Annotated in this window: 15 protein-coding genes and 2 tRNA genes; 7 read left to right on the top strand and 10 right to left on the bottom strand. The window is 71.8% G+C overall.

Features of this window, described 5'->3' with window-relative positions; all coding sequences use genetic code 11:
* Nucleotides 1–373 (top strand): substrate-binding domain-containing protein (locus QM611_RS12015; RefSeq protein ID WP_415080154.1); only part of this gene is annotated, 373 nt, incomplete at its 5' end.
* A gap of 51 nt (nucleotides 374–424) precedes the next feature.
* Here QM611_RS12015 and galE read toward each other — a convergent pair.
* The 4 genes from galE to QM611_RS12035 all read right to left on the bottom strand — a co-directional run bounded on the left by galE (nucleotide 425) and on the right by QM611_RS12035 (nucleotide 5,191).
* Nucleotides 425–1,408: a UDP-glucose 4-epimerase GalE gene (galE, locus tag QM611_RS12020; RefSeq protein WP_415080155.1), complete on the bottom strand. Its 984-nt coding sequence runs from the start codon at nucleotides 1,406–1,408 to the stop codon at nucleotides 425–427.
* 118 nt (nucleotides 1,409–1,526) lie between these two features.
* Nucleotides 1,527–3,179 (bottom strand): phosphoglucomutase (alpha-D-glucose-1,6-bisphosphate-dependent), encoded by a 1,653-nt coding sequence (gene pgm, locus QM611_RS12025; RefSeq protein WP_415080156.1) that lies wholly within the window; start codon nucleotides 3,177–3,179, stop codon nucleotides 1,527–1,529.
* A gap of 33 nt (nucleotides 3,180–3,212) precedes the next feature.
* Nucleotides 3,213–4,355 carry a Gfo/Idh/MocA family protein gene (locus QM611_RS12030; protein ID WP_415080157.1) on the bottom strand — a complete coding sequence of 381 codons (1,143 nt, stop codon included), beginning with the start codon at nucleotides 4,353–4,355 and terminating at the stop codon, nucleotides 3,213–3,215.
* Nucleotides 4,352–5,191 (bottom strand): class I fructose-bisphosphate aldolase, encoded by an 840-nt coding sequence (locus QM611_RS12035; protein WP_415080158.1) that lies wholly within the window; start codon nucleotides 5,189–5,191, stop codon nucleotides 4,352–4,354. Before QM611_RS12035 ends, QM611_RS12030 begins: the two co-directional genes overlap by 4 nt.
* Before the next feature lie 112 nt (nucleotides 5,192–5,303).
* On the opposite strand from QM611_RS12035, the gene pheA reads away from it, so the two are divergent.
* Nucleotides 5,304–6,263: a prephenate dehydratase gene (pheA, locus tag QM611_RS12040; protein ID WP_415080159.1), complete on the top strand. Its 960-nt coding sequence runs from the start codon at nucleotides 5,304–5,306 to the stop codon at nucleotides 6,261–6,263.
* Between the two features lie 130 nt (nucleotides 6,264–6,393).
* On the opposite strand, the gene QM611_RS12045 is transcribed toward pheA, so the two are convergent.
* The 3 genes from QM611_RS12045 to QM611_RS12055 all read right to left on the bottom strand — a co-directional run bounded on the left by QM611_RS12045 (nucleotide 6,394) and on the right by QM611_RS12055 (nucleotide 9,257).
* Nucleotides 6,394–7,458 carry an MsnO8 family LLM class oxidoreductase gene (locus QM611_RS12045; protein ID WP_415080160.1) on the bottom strand — a complete coding sequence of 355 codons (1,065 nt, stop codon included), beginning with the start codon at nucleotides 7,456–7,458 and terminating at the stop codon, nucleotides 6,394–6,396.
* Nucleotides 7,459–7,502: 44 nt separating this feature from the next.
* Entirely contained in the window at nucleotides 7,503–8,114 is a 612-nt protein-coding gene (locus QM611_RS12050) for a hypothetical protein (RefSeq protein ID WP_415080161.1), read from the bottom strand.
* A gap of 138 nt (nucleotides 8,115–8,252) precedes the next feature.
* Nucleotides 8,253–9,257 (bottom strand): diacylglycerol/lipid kinase family protein, encoded by a 1,005-nt coding sequence (locus QM611_RS12055; protein WP_415080162.1) that lies wholly within the window; start codon nucleotides 9,255–9,257, stop codon nucleotides 8,253–8,255.
* Between the two features lie 43 nt (nucleotides 9,258–9,300).
* On the opposite strand from QM611_RS12055, the gene serS reads away from it, so the two are divergent.
* From serS to QM611_RS12080, 5 genes are all read left to right on the top strand, one after another.
* Nucleotides 9,301–10,578 carry a serine--tRNA ligase gene (serS, locus tag QM611_RS12060; protein ID WP_415080163.1) on the top strand — a complete coding sequence of 426 codons (1,278 nt, stop codon included), beginning with the start codon at nucleotides 9,301–9,303 and terminating at the stop codon, nucleotides 10,576–10,578.
* Nucleotides 10,575–11,486, top strand: coding sequence for an HAD family hydrolase (locus tag QM611_RS12065; protein ID WP_415080164.1), 912 nt, complete (start codon nucleotides 10,575–10,577; stop codon nucleotides 11,484–11,486). The genes serS and QM611_RS12065 overlap by 4 nt, the downstream gene beginning before the upstream one ends.
* 38 nt (nucleotides 11,487–11,524) lie before the next feature.
* Nucleotides 11,525–11,609: transfer RNA gene (locus QM611_RS12070), tRNA-Ser, on the top strand.
* Between the two features lie 119 nt (nucleotides 11,610–11,728).
* Nucleotides 11,729–13,000 (top strand): LCP family protein, encoded by a 1,272-nt coding sequence (locus QM611_RS12075; RefSeq protein WP_415080165.1) that lies wholly within the window; start codon nucleotides 11,729–11,731, stop codon nucleotides 12,998–13,000.
* 195 nt (nucleotides 13,001–13,195) lie between these two features.
* Nucleotides 13,196–13,287, top strand: a tRNA-Ser gene (locus tag QM611_RS12080).
* 51 nt (nucleotides 13,288–13,338) lie between these two features.
* On the opposite strand, the gene QM611_RS12085 is transcribed toward QM611_RS12080, so the two are convergent.
* The 3 genes from QM611_RS12085 to QM611_RS12095 all read right to left on the bottom strand — a co-directional run bounded on the left by QM611_RS12085 (nucleotide 13,339) and on the right by QM611_RS12095 (nucleotide 14,670).
* Nucleotides 13,339–13,839: a hypothetical protein gene (locus QM611_RS12085; protein ID WP_415080166.1), complete on the bottom strand. Its 501-nt coding sequence runs from the start codon at nucleotides 13,837–13,839 to the stop codon at nucleotides 13,339–13,341.
* Between the two features lie 103 nt (nucleotides 13,840–13,942).
* Nucleotides 13,943–14,392, bottom strand: a complete 450-nt coding sequence (locus QM611_RS12090) for a PIN domain-containing protein (RefSeq protein ID WP_415080167.1) — start codon at nucleotides 14,390–14,392, stop codon at nucleotides 13,943–13,945.
* Complete coding sequence (locus QM611_RS12095) at nucleotides 14,389–14,670, bottom strand: type II toxin-antitoxin system Phd/YefM family antitoxin (protein WP_415080168.1); 282 nt, start codon at nucleotides 14,668–14,670, stop codon at nucleotides 14,389–14,391. Before QM611_RS12095 ends, QM611_RS12090 begins: the two co-directional genes overlap by 4 nt.
* Between the last annotated feature and the right edge of the window lie 193 nt (nucleotides 14,671–14,863).

Consider the following 14,863-nt stretch of genomic DNA (forward strand, 5'->3'; position numbering starts at 1 on the left):
CGGCGCGACCGCGCCCGACGTCGCGCGCGGCGACTGGTCGTCGGCATCCGGCCACGCCGCCGGCGCGCTCCTCGCGGCCGACGCGACCGCCGTGTTCGCGGCCAACGACCAGATGGCGCTCGGGCTGCTGCGCGCCCTCGCTGACGCCGGGCGGGCCGTGCCCGACGACGTGAGTGTCGTCGGGTTCGACGACGTGGCGGATGCCGCGGACTACCGCCCGCCGCTGACGACCGTCCGGCAGGACTTCGACGCCCTTGGCGAGCGTGCCGTGGCCGCGCTGGTGGCTCGCATCGAGGATGCCGCGGCTCCGCGCTTCGAGCTCGTCTCCGCGCGGCTCGTCCTGCGCGCCAGCACCGCCCCGCCGCCCGCGTGAGCGCCCCGCCCCGACGAACAGGGCGCTGGGCGAAGCAGCCAGCCAGCCAGGTCAGCGGGCGCGGGCGGCGCGGCGCGCCTCCCAGCCGGTGCGGACCATCTCGTCCACCGTGTGGCGGTTGCGCCACTCCAGGTCGCGGGCGGCGAGCTCGCCGGTCGCGACGATGCGGTCAGGGTCGCCCGGGCGGCGCGGGGCGATCTCGGGAGTGAACGCGATGCCGGTGACCCGCGCCATCGCGTCCATGATCTCCCGCACCGACAGGCCGTTCTGCGAGCCGAGGTTGTACGCCGGCTCGAGCCGGTCGCCCGCCTCGAGCCGGCGCGCGGCGACCGCGTGCGCGGCGGCGATGTCGCCGACGTGCACGTAGTCGCGCACGTTCGTGCCGTCGGGCGTGTCGTAGTCGTCGCCGTTGATGCGCGGCGTCCGGCCGGCCAGCAGCGCCTCGAACACGATCGGGAACAGGTTGTGCGGGCTCGTGTCGTACACCGCCGGGTCGGCCGAGCCGACGACGTTGAAATAGCGCAGCGACGTGTGCCGCAGCGGCGCGTCGGAGTCGGCCGTCGCGCGGGCCTGGTCGGCGATGAGCCACTCGCCGATGAGCTTCGACTCCCCGTAGGGGGATGCCGGCCGCTTCGGCAGGTCCTCGGTCACCAGCGGCACGTCCGGAGTGCCGTACACGGCAGCGCTCGACGAGAACACGAGGTTCGTGACATCCGCCGCCGCCATCGCCTCGAGCACGACACGGGTGCCCTCCACGTTCTGCGCGTAGGTGTGCAGCGGGCGCTGCACCGAGACTCCGGCGTACTTGAAACCGGCGACGTGGATGACGCCGGTCGCCCGGTGCTCGCGCAGCGTCCGTTCCACGAGCTCGCGGTCGAGGATCGTGCCGCGCACGAACGGGATGCCGTCGGGCACGAAGCTGCGGTGGCCGCTGGAGACGTCGTCGATCACGACGGAGTCGAGTCCCGCCGCCGCGAGGGCGCGCACCACGTGCGCGCCGATGTAGCCGGCGCCGCCGGTCACGAGCCAGGTCATGTTGCTCCCTTGTGCGTGTGTGCCTTGTCGATCGCCCGCCCGCGGGCCATTCCCGGAGCGATGAGACAGTGGGTTTCAGCCTATGTCTCGTCCGCCCTCTGGAGTCTGACGGTAGAGGTCAGGGGTGATGGACCCCGCCGAGCGCCTCCGCCACGACGGCGCGCGCCTCGTCCTGCACCTCGCGCAGGTGGTCGGCCCCGCGCAGCGACTCGGCGTACAGCTTGTAGACGTCCTCGGTGCCCGACGGGCGCGCGGCGAACCACGCGTGCTCGGTCTGCACCTTGAGCCCGCCGATCGGAGCGCCGTTGCCCGGCGCGTGCGACAGCTTCGCGGTGATCGGCTCGCCCGCCAGCTCGGTGGCGGCCACCGCCTCGGGCGACAGCTTGCCGAGCGCCGCCTTCTGCGCGGGGGTGGCGGGCGCGTCGACGCGCTGGTAGACCGACGAGCCGTACTCGGCCTCGAGCTCGGCGTAGCGCTGCGACGGCGTCTTGCCCGTGACGGCGAGCATCTCGGCGGCGAGCAGGCACAGCAGGATGCCGTCTTTGTCGGTGGTCCACACCGTCCCGTCGAACCGCAGGAACGACGCGCCCGCCGACTCCTCGCCGCCGAACGCGACCGAGCCGTCGAGCAGCCCCGGCACGAACCACTTGAACCCGACCGGCACCTCCAGCAGCCGCCGGCCGAGGGCGTCGGCCACGCGGTCGATGATCATCGACGACACGAGCGTCTTGCCCACCGCGGCGTCGGCCGGCCAGCCCGGGCGGTGCGCGTACAGGTAGTCGATCGCCACCGCGAGGTAGTGGTTCGGGTTCATCAGCCCGGCGTCGGGCGTGACGATGCCGTGGCGGTCGGCGTCGGCGTCGTTGCCGGTGAGGATGTCGTACTCGTCGCGGCGGGCGACCAGCGCCGCCATCGCGGACGGCGACGACGGGTCCATGCGGATCTTCTCGTCCCAGTCCAGCGTCATGAACCGCCACGTCGGGTCGACGTCGGGGTTGACGACCGTGAGGTCCAGCCCGTACCGCTCGCCGATGAGCGCCCAGTAGTCGACCGACGCGCCGCCCAGCGGGTCGGCCCCGATCCGCACGCCGGCGCGCGCGATGGCCGCCATGTCGATGATGTTCTCGAGGTCGGCGACATAGTGCTCGCGGAAGTCGTGCGTGCCCACTGCGCCGGGGTCGAGGTCGGCGTGATGGACCTGCTGCACACCTTCCAGGCCCGCAGCGATGAGCTCGTTGGCGCGGGCCGCGATCCACGCCGTCGCGTCGGTGTCGGCCGGTCCGCCGTTGGGCGGGTTGTACTTGAAGCCGCCGTCGCGCGGCGGGTTGTGGCTGGGGGTGACCACGATGCCGTCGGCGCGGCCAGGGTCGTCCGCGGCGCGCCCCCGGTTGTAGGCGAGGATGGCGTGCGACAGCGCCGGAGTCGGCACCCACGAGTCGCGCGCGTCCACGCGCACGTCGACGCCGTTCGCGACGAGCACCGCGACGGCGGAGCGCTCGGCGGGCAACGACAGCCCGTGGGTGTCGCGGCCGAGGAACAGCGGCCCTGAGATGCCCTGCGCGCGCCGGTAGTCGACGATCGCCTGTGTCGTGGCGAGGATGTGGTCCTCGTTGAAGCTCGTCGTCAGCGACGAGCCTCGATGCCCGCTGGTGCCGAACGCGACCCGCTGCTCGGGCGCCGAGGCGTCGGGCTTTCGGTCGTAGTAGGCGCTAATGAGCTCATCGACGTCGATGAGGTCGGATTCTTCGGCGGGCTGTCCTGCTCGGCTCATGGGGACAGTCTTGCACTGGCGGCCGCTTGCCGCTCACTCCACGCGAATGCCCTCGGCGTGCGAGCGCATCGCGGCGTCCGCCATCTCGTGGCAGCCCAGCGCCTCGGCCGGCCTCGCGCACGCGAACCGGTCGCCGAGGGCGCCCGCGCGCTCGGCGAGGAAGGCCGCCCACATCTGCAGGATGGCGTCGGAGAACCCGGACTCGAAGATGCCGCCGGTCACCGTCGGCCACACCGACTGGCTGCCGACCTGCACGCTCTGCCACGACTGCTCGCGCCCTGTCGGGGTGTCGACGACCGCGAAGTACTCGACGCGTTTGGGGTCGGCGGTGGAGAAACGGGCCCCGCCATCCATCCCCACCACCTCGAGGTACCACGTGTTCTTGTTGCCGGGCGCGATGCGCGACGTGCGCACCTCCAGCGCGAAGGAGCCTGCCTCGTCGTCGACCTCGCCGTGGATGGCCGCGTTCTCCCACGTGTCGCACGGCACGAGCGCGCCGCCGGGGCCGGGCCGGCGCGGCACGAGGTCTTGCAGGTGGGCGCTCAGCCGCGCCGGCCGCCAGCCCAGGCGCAGCGGCACATGCCACGCGTGCAGCCCGAGGTCGTTCATGACGCCCGCGGCGCCGCAGTACTGCGCCTGGCGTTTCCAGTTGATCGGCTTGAGCGGGTCGAGGTCGCTGGAGTGCAGGAATCCGCTGCGCACCTCGATGAGCCGGCCCGCCCGCCCGCTGCGGGCGTAGTCGATGACCGCCTGCGCGCCAGGGAAGAAGGGCATTTCGCTGGAGACGCGCACGAACGCGCCGGCATCCTCGATCGCGGCGACGATGCGCCGCGCGGCGCTGGAGTCGATGCCGAACGGCTTCTCGGCGAACAGGTCTTTCCCCGCGCGCACGGCGTCGGTGTACAGCTGCTCGTGCAGGTCGTGCCGCACCGCGATGTAGACGACGTCGACGTCGTCGAGCGCGAGCAGCTCGGTGTGCGAGGCCACGAGGTGCTCGACGCTGTCGATCTGGCCGAACCACTCCAGCGCGTCGGGGTTGATGTCGCACACGGCGGTCAGCCGCGGGCGCACGGGGTGGTCGACGAGGGCGGGCCAGCGCTGGATGGCGGCCGCGATCTCGCGGCCCATGAGCCCGCCGCCGACGATGCCGATGCGCACGTCCTGTGGCGCGCTCATCGCTCGCGGCCCTCCAGCGCGGCCAGCGCGGCGCTCGGATCGACGCCGCGGTGCAGCACGTCCATGAGCGCGCGCGTGATGCCCGCCGGGTCGGGGTGCTGGATGATGTTGCGGCCGTACACGATGCCGCGCGCGCCCTGCGCCAGCACCGCGGCGGTGCGCTCGAGCAGCACGCGGTCGGCGACGCGGCCGCCGCCGCGCACGAGCACGGGGATGTCGCCGGCGACCTCGACGACGCGGTGGTAGTCCTCGATGTCGTCGGTCGGGTCGGCCTTGACGAGGTCGGCGCCCAGCTCGACCGCCTGGCGCACGAGCGTGGTGATCTTGCCGGTGTCACCGTCGACGCCGTAGCCCTCGCCCTCCTCGCCCTGCATGACGAGCGGCTCGACCATGAGCGGCATGCCGTAGCGAGTCGCCTCCTTGCGCAGCGCCATGATCGACCGGATGCACGCCTCGCGGATCTCGGGGCGGTTGGGCAAGTGCATGAGGTTGACGCACACCGCGGCGGCGTCCAGGCGCACGGCCTCTTCGATGGCGTGGGGAACGTGGTGGCTGAAGATGTGCGGGTCCAGCGGCCGGCCGTACACGTTCGCGACGTCGGTGCGCAGCACGAGGGCGGGTTTGGCCTTTCCCGGGATGGCTTGCAGCAGCCGCGCCTGGCCGAGGGTGAGCTGGATGGCGTCGGGCCCGGCCTCCACGAGCGTGTCGACGGTCGCCCGCATGTCCTCGATGCCGGTGAGGAACGCGGACTCGCCGAAGAACCCGTGGTCGACGGCGACGTCGAGGGCGCGGCCCGACGCGGCGTCGAACAGGCGGTTGAGGCGGAACAGGGTCATGGCTTCGGGCTCCCGTGCTGGAGGTTGCGGACTTCTCGAATCTATCCCGTGCCCCGCGGGTGGCAGCCACTGCCGGGCGACAGCTCGGCGAGACCCCCGTAGGCTGGCACCCGTGACATCCGACCCCGATCAGCCCGTCCGCCGCACCTACAGCTATCTCGGACCGGCGGGCACCTTCACCGAGGCGGCGCTGGCCCAGGTGCCCGAGGCGCGCGGCCACGACTGGCGTCCCGTGCACAACGTCGGCGAGGCGCTCGCGGATGTCGTCGAGGGGCGGTCGGATGCCGCGATGATCGCCATCGAGAACTCGATCGACGGCGGGGTGTCGACCGCCCAGGACGCGCTCGCCACGGTGCCGGGCCTGCGGATCGTGGGCGAGTACCTCGTGCCGGTGAACTTCGTGCTCGTCGGGCGGCCCGGCGCGCGCATCGAGGACGTGTCGCTGGTCGCCGCGCATCCGGTCGCCTACGCCCAGTGCCTGCGCTGGCTCACGAGCGCGCTGCCCGCGCACGCGCACATCCCCGCGGCGAGCAACGTCGCCAGCGCCCTGGGCCTGCTCGACGGGTCGAGCAACGCCGACGCGGCGGTCGCTGCCCCCGGCGTCGTGGAGCACCACGAGCTGGAGGTGCTCGCCGAGCAGATCGGCGACAACCCGAACGCGGTGACCCGGTTCGTGCTCGTGGGGCGCGCGGTGGCGCCGCCCGCCCCGACCGGCGCCGACAAGACATCCCTCATCGCCGAGCTCCCCGACGACCACCCCGGCGCGCTGCTGGAGATGCTCGAGCAGTTCGCGACGCGCGGCATCAACCTGTCGCTGCTGGCGTCGCGCCCGGTCGGCGACGCGCTGGGCAGGTACCGGTTCGTGATCGACGCCGACGGCCACATCCAGGACGAGCGGATGGCAGACGCCCTGCTGGGCCTGCGCCGCTTCAGCCCGAAGGTCGTCTTCCTCGGCTCGTACCCGCGCGCCGACCGCGCCATCGTGCGCTACCCGGAGCGCTACTCCGACGACGTGTTCGTCGAGGCGCGCGACTGGCTGCGCGGCCTGTTGTCTGGAGAGCCCGAGGAGTGACGCGGCGGGCTTCCGCCTCGGCACCTCGCGTTTCGCCGGATCAGGTGATTTCGCGTGCTCAGGACGTTTTCTGACGGATCGTCCTGACTGCGCGAGATCAGGAGATTTGGGCGAAGCGGGATGCGCGAGATCAGGGGATGCCGGAGACGGCCGCCGCGACCAGCTCGAGCGTCTGCACGCGGCCGGGGGCGGCATCCATCGGCTCGCCGTCGTACGCGCCCGCGATCGGCGAGAGCATGACCTCGTCGACACCCCAGCGCGCGGCGAACGCGCTGAGCTCCGTCGCGACGGAGTCGCCCGTTCCCACGAACCACTTCGCGCGCGCAGACGCCATGATCTGCTCGCCAGCCGTGTCGAGCTCGCCGGCTCGGGCTTTCGCCTGCTCGACCGTCTCGAGCGGGATGAGAGGCATGTTCGTGCGCAGCCGCACCATCATCCGCAGGTGCGGCAGCGCGCGCTCCTCGGCTTCCTCGGCCGTGGGCGCGGCGATCGCGTTGGCGGTCAGGAACGTGCGTGGCTCGGGATGCTGCGCGGTCGCCTGGAAACCCGAACGGTACAGCTCGAGGGCACGCTCCAGGCCCTCGCCGGAGAAGTGGTTCGCGAACACGTACGGCAGTCCCATCGCCGCCGCGAGCTGCGCCGAGTAGTCGCTGGAGCCGAGCAACCACACCTCGGGAGCGGTCGTCGCGGCCGGAGTGGCGTGGATGTCGTACGTGCCGCCGCTCGCGAAGCGCACGGTCGCCCCTTCGGGCGAGGCGAGCGCCGCGATGTCGCGGACGTGCTCGGGGAACCGCTCGACATCGCTCGTGGTCCCCGACATCCGCAGCAGCTGCGAGATCACCGGGTCGCTGCCGGGGGCGCGGCCGATGCCGAGGTCGACGCGGCCGGGGGCGAGCGCCTCGATCGCGGCGAACTGCTCGGCAACGACGAGCGGCGAGTGGTTGGGCAGCATCACCCCGCCCGAGCCGACCCGGATGCGTGTTGTGCGCGCGGCCGCCGCGGCGACCAGCACCGGCGGCGCGGTCGAGGCGACCGACGGCATGTTGTGGTGCTCGGCGAACCAGTAGCGCGTGAAGCCCAGGCGCTCGGCCGCACCGACGAGGTCGAGGGATGCCGCGACCGCCTGCGCGCTGGTCTGCCCGGCGCGCACCGGCACGAGGTCGAGGACCGACAGCTGCAGCGGAGAAGTGCTCATCCTTCACCGCAACCGCGCGAGCCGGTCGGCGCATTCCCGCGGCCTCACCGGCGCGCGAACTCGACCGCGGCCGGGTGGCCCTCGGTCTCCAGCTCGAGGGTGAGCGCGTCGCCCTCGCACGCGAACGCGGAGGCCGACACCGGCCACTCGACGAGGGTCTCGGCGGTGGCGGCGGCGAACAGCTCGCTGGCCGCGCGGTCGTCGCGCGGCTGCACCGTCAGCCTGTTGTCGGCGGCGGCCAGCTCGAGGTCGCCGTCGGTCGCGCGATACTCGCCGCTCATCCGCCCGCCGAGCACGACGGCGGCGGGATGGCCGAGCCACTCAAGGGTGACCGGCACGCGCTGCTCGAGGGTGAAGCGCCCGTCGTCTGCGAACGTCACGACGACCGACGAGGTGCGCCCGAGGGTTGCTGCGGGGTAGTCCAGGCCGGACGGGATCGCGTCGTACACCGGCTGCAACTGCGCGGCGCCGGCCTCCCACGCCCCGACGATGCACGCGCCGGCCGCCGTCGGCGGAGGAGCGGTGCTCGGCGCGGGCGCGCCGGTCTCGACGGACGTGCCGTCCCCGCTGCCCGGCTCGGTCCCTCCGGCCGCGCACCCCGCGGCCACGGCGCACACGGCGGCGGCAGCCGCCATCCCGATTGCCTTCGCCCTCACCCTCCCATCCTCCCCCGTGCCGCGCCCCCTTCCCCCGCGAGACTGCAAGAGCGCCACGAGACTGCGGCTTTTGCATGCAGTCTCGTCGCTCGCGTGCAGTCTCGCAGGGGAAGGGGAGACACACAGGGGAAGAGGGGGTTAGAGGCGGGCCGTGCCGTGCCCGCGCGGCACGGTCACCACCAGACCGTCCGCGACGAGGCGGCAGCGCAGTCGCTTCGCCTCGCCGAACTCGTCGCCGTCGAGCTGCACGGGGTGAGGAGTCTCGGCCGCCAGCTCGATGCCCGTGCCGCGCATGTAGTGCACCGACGTGTCGCGGCCGCGCCGCTGCAGCACGAGGCGCCCGGCGCGGAACCGGCGCAAGACGCTGTTGTCCCACCACACTTTGCGCCACACGCCCAGCCACCCGAACGGGCCCGTGGGCTGGAACACCGCGATGTCGAGCTGGCCGTCGGTGATCGACGCGCCCGGGATGAGCGCGATGCCCGCCGGCAGCGCGCCGCAGTTCGCGAACAGCAGGCTCTGCACCTTCGTGCTGTGCAAACGGCGCCCCTCGAGCTGGTAGACGACGCGGAACGGCTTCGCGCCGGGCAGCGACCGCGCCGCGCCGTCGACGTATGCGACCCAGCCGACCGTCTTCTTCAGCTGCGGGTTGGTGTTCGCGATCATCGCCGCGTCGAGGCCGATGCCGCCCATCACGACGAAGCCGTGCTCCTCCTGGGTGCCGTCGGCGCGGGTGAGCGTCGCGATGCCGACGTCGATCGCGAAGTGCTCGCCCTCGAAGGTCGCCGCCACCATGGCGTCTGGATTGTCGAGGGGGAGGAACAGGTTGCGCGCGAGCAGGTTGCCGGTGCCGCTGGGCACGATCGTCAGCGGCACGCCGCTCGCACTCAGCGCTTCGGCGACCGCGCGCACCGTGCCGTCGCCGCCGGCGACGAGCACGGCATCCACTCCCTCGTCCAGCGCCCGGCGGGCGGCATCCTGCCCGAGGTCCTCGATCGTGGTCTCGAAGAACAGGGGGCGCGCCCAGCCGGCGGCCGTCGAGTGCGTCGACACCGACGCGCGCAGCGCGTCCTGGTGCACTTTGGTGGGGTTGTAGACCAGCGCCGCCCGCTTCTTCCGCCGGGTGGACGCGCGCTCGGGCATGGACCAACGATAGCCCGCGGCGCCCGTCGCTAGACTTGACGGAATGATCGACGCCCACCTCCTCCGTGACGATCCCGAACGGGTGAAACGGTCTCAGGCCGCTCGCGGGCACTCGCCGGAGACGGTCGATCTCGCGGTGGCTGCCGATCTCGAGCGCCGTGCCGCGATCTCCGCGTTCGAGCAGCTGCGCGCCGAGCAGAACGCGTTCGGCAAGACGGTCGCCCGGGCCTCCAAAGACGAGAAGGCCGCGCTCGTGGCCGAGGCGAAAGGGCTGGCCGAGCGGGTCAGGGCGGCTCAGCAGGCGGTGGTGGATGCCGAGACGGCCGCCGCCGCGGCCTTCGGCCGCATCGAGAACCTCATCATCGACGGCGTCCCCGCCGGCGGTGAAGACGACTTCGTCGAGCTGCGGCGAGTGGGCGGCATCCCGTCGTTCGATCCGGCGGACTTCCCCGACGGCCCCCGCGACCACTTGGCGCTGGGCGAGCTGCTCGGCGCGATCGACATGGAGCGCGGCGCGAAGGTGTCGGGGGCGCGCTTTTCGTTCTTGCGCGGCGTCGGCGCGCGGCTCGAGATCGCCCTCATGAACATGGGGCTCGACAAGGCGCTCGCGGCCGGGTTCACCCCGATCGTCCCGCCGACGCTCGTGCGGCCCGACATCATGCAGGGCACCGGGTTCCTCGGCGAGCACGCCGACGAGGTGTACCGGCTCGAAGCCGACGACCTCTACCTCGTCGGCACGAGCGAGGTGCCGCTGGCCGGCTACCACAAGGACGAGATCCTCGACCTGTCTGGCGGGCCGATCCGCTACGCCGGCTGGTCGACCTGCTACCGGCGCGAGGCCGGCTCGCACGGCAAAGACACGCGCGGCATCATCCGGCTCCACCAGTTCAACAAGCTGGAGATGTTCGTCTACACCGACCCGGCCGACGCCGAGGCGGAGCACACCCGGCTGCTGGCGTGGCAGGAGGAGATGCTGCAGGCGCTCGGCCTGTCGTACCGCGTGATCGACGTCGCCGCCGGCGACCTCGGCTCGAGCGCCGCGCGCAAGTACGACGTGGAGGCGTGGGTGCCGACGCAGGGCGCGTTCCGCGAGCTCACGTCGACCTCGAACTGCACCACCTACCAGGCGCGGCGGCTCGACATCCGGTGGCGGCCCGACGGCGGCAAGACCCAGCCCGTGGCGACGCTGAACGGCACGCTGGCCACGACGCGCTGGCTCGTCGCGCTGCTGGAGACCCATCAGCGCCCCGACGGGTCGGTCGTCGTGCCCGAGGCGCTGCGCCCCTACCTCGGGCTCGAGGTGCTGGAGCCGGTGGCGTGACGCCCGCAGCGCACCTGCCCGAGACGGGCAGCGTCGAGGTCGTCCCGCCCGCCGCTGCGGCGGAGATCGTCGAAGAGGTCGTGCACGGGCGCGGCGGAGGGCCGCAGCGGCTGCTGGTCGCGCTCGACATCGACGGCACCGTGCTGCTGGAGGACGAGTCGTTGAGCCCGGGCGTCGTCGACGCCGTGCGGCACGCCCGCGAGGCGGGGCACGTGGTCACCGTCGCGACGGGGCGCAGCTGGGAGGGCACCCGCGGCATCCTGCGGGTCCTCGAGCTCGCGCCTCGCTACGTCGTGTGCTCGAACGGCGCCGTCGTGCTCGAGTTGGTCGACGAGCGCGACCTGGAGTACAAGCGCGTGCACATCGAGACGTTCGACCCGTCGGCGGTGCTGCGCCTGCTGCGCGAGCGGCTGCCCGACGCCAACTACATGGTCGAGCTGGCCGACGGCGAGCGGCTGTACACGCGGCAGATGCACGACTGGAACCTGGCGCAGGCGCGGCGCGTGCCGTTCGACGAGCTCGGGAAGCAGGAGGTGTGCCGGGTCGTCGTGGTCTCGCCGCAGCACGACGAGGTCGCCTTCTCGCGCCTCGTGGGCGAGATCGGCCTCAACCAGGTGACCTACGCGATCGGCTGGTCGGCGTGGCTCGACATCGCCCCGCACGGTGTCGACAAGGGCACGGCGCTCGAGCTCGTCCGCGGCTGGTTGGGCATCGCTCCCGAAGACGTGCTGGTGATGGGCGACGGCCGCAACGACGTCGGCATGTTCCGATGGGCGATCGAGCGCGGTGGACGCGCGGTGGCGATGGCGCAGGGCCCGCAGGAGGTGCGGGACGCGGCGGGCGAGGTCACGGGCTCGGTCCAGGATGGCGGCGTGGCCGCCGTGTTGCGCACGCTCGGCGGTCGGTAGACTCGACGCCTGTTCGCCCCCGCGTGCGCGGGGGTTCGGGAGGGTTGTCCGAGCGGCCGATGGAGCTGGTCTTGAAAACCAGTGGGCAGTGATGTCCCGTGGGTTCGAATCCCACACCCTCCGCTGAAGACGCAGGGCGTGCTCGCGGTGTTTGCCCAGCGGGGGAGGGGAGAATCGGGGATGGCTCGCACGGCGGGCTCTTCGACATCCATCCTCGTGTTTCTCGCACCCGAGAGGAATCCGTGAGCGACCCTTCCCCCCGGCGCACCGTGGCGCGCCACGCTCGGTTGACCTCGCCGCATCCGCTCGGGCAGATCGCGCGCCTCGTCGCGGTCGCGCTCGCCGTCGTGTTCGTGAGCACTGCCGGCACCGCCGCGTTCGCGGCGTGGAACGCGGTGGACACGGCGACGTCGAACTCCGTCACCCTCGAGGGCGAGCGCCAGCTGCCGCCCGAGATCGGCGAGATCGAGGGCGGGGTCAACCTGCTCATGGTCGGCACCGACTCGTGCGAGGGGCAGAGCGTGAAGAAGTTCCCGCGCTGCGCGCACGACGACGGCGGCGAGCGCAACGACGTCACGATGCTCGTGCACATCTCCGACAGCCCGCGGCGTGTGACGGTGGTGTCGTTCCCGCGCGACATGCTCGTCGACATCCCGTCGTGCCCCGACGGCAACGGCGGCCGCTACGGCGAGCTGTACTCGACGATGATCAACGCGTCGTACGGCCGGGGCGGGCTGAACTGCACGGCGCTGACCGTCACGGCGCTCACCGGGATGCAGATCGACTTCGCCGCGGCGATCCGCTGGACGGGGGTCATCAACATGTCTGACGCGATCGGGGGAGTGCGGGTGTGCCTGACCGGCGACATCGACAACCGCGACACGGGCCTGCACCTGAAGAAGGGCAGCCATGTGCTGAAGGGCGAGGAGGCGCTGCAGTTCTTGCGCATTCGCAAGGGCATCGGCGACGGCTCCGACCTCGGGCGCATCTCGAACCAGCAGCAGTTCATGTCGTCGCTTGTGCGCAAGCTCAAGAGCGACGAGGTGCTGTCGAACCCCGCGACGCTGTTCGCCCTCGCCAACACGGCGCTGCAGCAGGTCAACAACAAACAGCTCGTGCTCAGCGACAATCTCGCCAACCCGACCCGGATGGTGCAGATCGCGATGGCGCTGAAGGATGTCGACTTCGACGACATCGTGTTCGTGCAGTACCCGACGCAGTACGCCGGCTCTTCCCGCGTGGTGCCGCTGGTCGAGCCGGCGCAAGTGTTGTTCGACGCGCTGACCGACAACAAGCCGATCACCCTCACGGGAGAGGCGAGCCCCGGCTACTCGAACTCGCAGACCGTCAAGGGCGAGGCGACGCCGTCGGAGTCGGCGGCGCCCGACGAGTCGCCGACACCCGGCGCGTCCGCGTCGTCCACGACGGAGGCGGATGCCGCGGTCGAGCTGCCCGACGTGATCACGGGGCAGACGGCAAGCCAGAAGACCTGCACGAATCCACAGACGCAGTGACGCGCGCCGGCGCGCGCCGCTCGGCTGCGCGCCCGGCCGAGGATCGCTCGCGCTATCGAAACCCGCATTCGCGCACGCGCGCCGCACGCGCGAATGCGGGTTTCGTGCGCGCGAAGGCTCGCCGCCGCGATTCCGTGGGCCAACGGAGGGCGGGTATGATTGCTGCGCGCGTCCGGTTCGCAGAGCCGGATGCCTGGAGACGTCGCATAGTCAGGCCTAGTGCACCACCCTGCTAAGGTGGAGTCCCCTCACGGGGACCGAGGGTTCAAATCCCTCCGTCTCCGCCATTAGTTCCCTGGTTAGAGCGAGTCTCTTCGGCTCGTCGGGAAGCGTCGAGGTCAGAGTCCGAGGCTCGGACCCGGCCGCGTGTCCCGTGAGTGTCCCGACTTCCGGCCGAAGTCGTCCGCAGCGGCCAGACGCCGCACACGGTCGCGCCGCTGGCCCTCGCAGAGGACATGCGCGTACACCGCGAGCGCGGTGCGCGCTTCGTCGCCCAGGTACTCCGCGACCTCGTGAACGGGCGTGCCGAGCCGCAGCCAGGTCGACGCGGCGTAGCGACGCAGTGCGTGGCGGCGGAAGCCGAGGGGGAACTTACGGACGACGCCGACGGAGAGCTGCCCGCCCCGCTGGTTGGTGAACAGGCAGTCGTCGGGCTGCTTGCCCGCAGCGTACTGACGGAAGATCGCCAGCGCCCGAGGGGACAGCGGCACCGGGCGGGTGCCGCGCCAGTGCACCTCGGAGAGCCAGCCCATGCGGATCGCGCGCAGTTTGCCCCAGCGCAAGCCGGTCAGCGACATGAACTCGAACACGTCCGCGATGTCGCTGCGCCGTTGCCGCAAGCGCGCTTAGGCTGCACGCGAGAAGCGCGCTACCCAACTCGGCCGGTTCCGGCCGTCGAGCGATCACGGCAGAGGACCGGACCGCAGCGCGACGCTCCCGGCTTCAGTTTGTGACGGCTCCCGCCTCGGCGTCGCCGCGCAGGTAGATTTCCACAAGGTCGCTGGTCCAGGTCGCGACACCCGCGCCGAAGAAGTCCTTGTCCTCGGTCCAGATCGGACAGTCCAGGGTGAGCGCAGCGGCGACCATCGGCCAGTCCATTGGATCACGCCCGCCGATTCGGGCCATCGCCGCTGGCTCCAGCGGAGCGATCACCTCGATCGGCACGGCCTCGACGACCACGCGGAGGTGGTCGAGCGAGTCCAGCAGGGGCGCGGGGTCAGCGCCGCGCTTTTCAGCGATGGTCGGGAGGTGCCGGGCGGCCTCGGCGAAGGCGAGGTCCGGGGCGAAGAACGACGTGTCCTCCCCGTACTCCTCGATCAGCTCCCGGACGCGGATTCCGAGCACCGCCCGGATGAGGATGTTCGCGTCGAGGACGATGCACCTCGTCGTCACGATGCGGAAGCGGCTTCCCGCTGTTCCTTCCGGCGCGCCTTCCGCATAGCGTCGAACTCGGCTACCGCTTCATCCTCGGTCATGCCGAGCTTCTCCAGCAGGGCGCTGGCCTTCTTCGCGGCTTCGGAGTACGCAGCGATCTCCGCCTTGCGATCCCGATGCACGGGGATGAACAGGCCGACGGTCTGTCCGTGCCGGGTCACGGTGACCGGCTCGGCCTGGTCGATGTAGTCGGCGAGGTCCTGGCGGAACTCCCGCACTCCCACGGTCACGCTCATCCTCGGCTCCTTCCCATTGCGTACCTAAGTGTAAATGTGTGTACACAATACCCGGCTGCGGCAGCGATGTCCAGCACCCGGCGCCTCCCGGCCGCTCGGCTCATCGGTGTGTGACGAGGGCGTCGAGATCCGCGCCCTGCAGACCGGTGGACGTGCACCAGGCGACCCCCTTGCCGGGACATCGTCGCCGGCT

The organism is Microbacterium sp. (genome assembly GCF_047606685.1).
GTDB lineage: Bacteria > Actinomycetota > Actinomycetes > Actinomycetales > Microbacteriaceae > Microbacterium.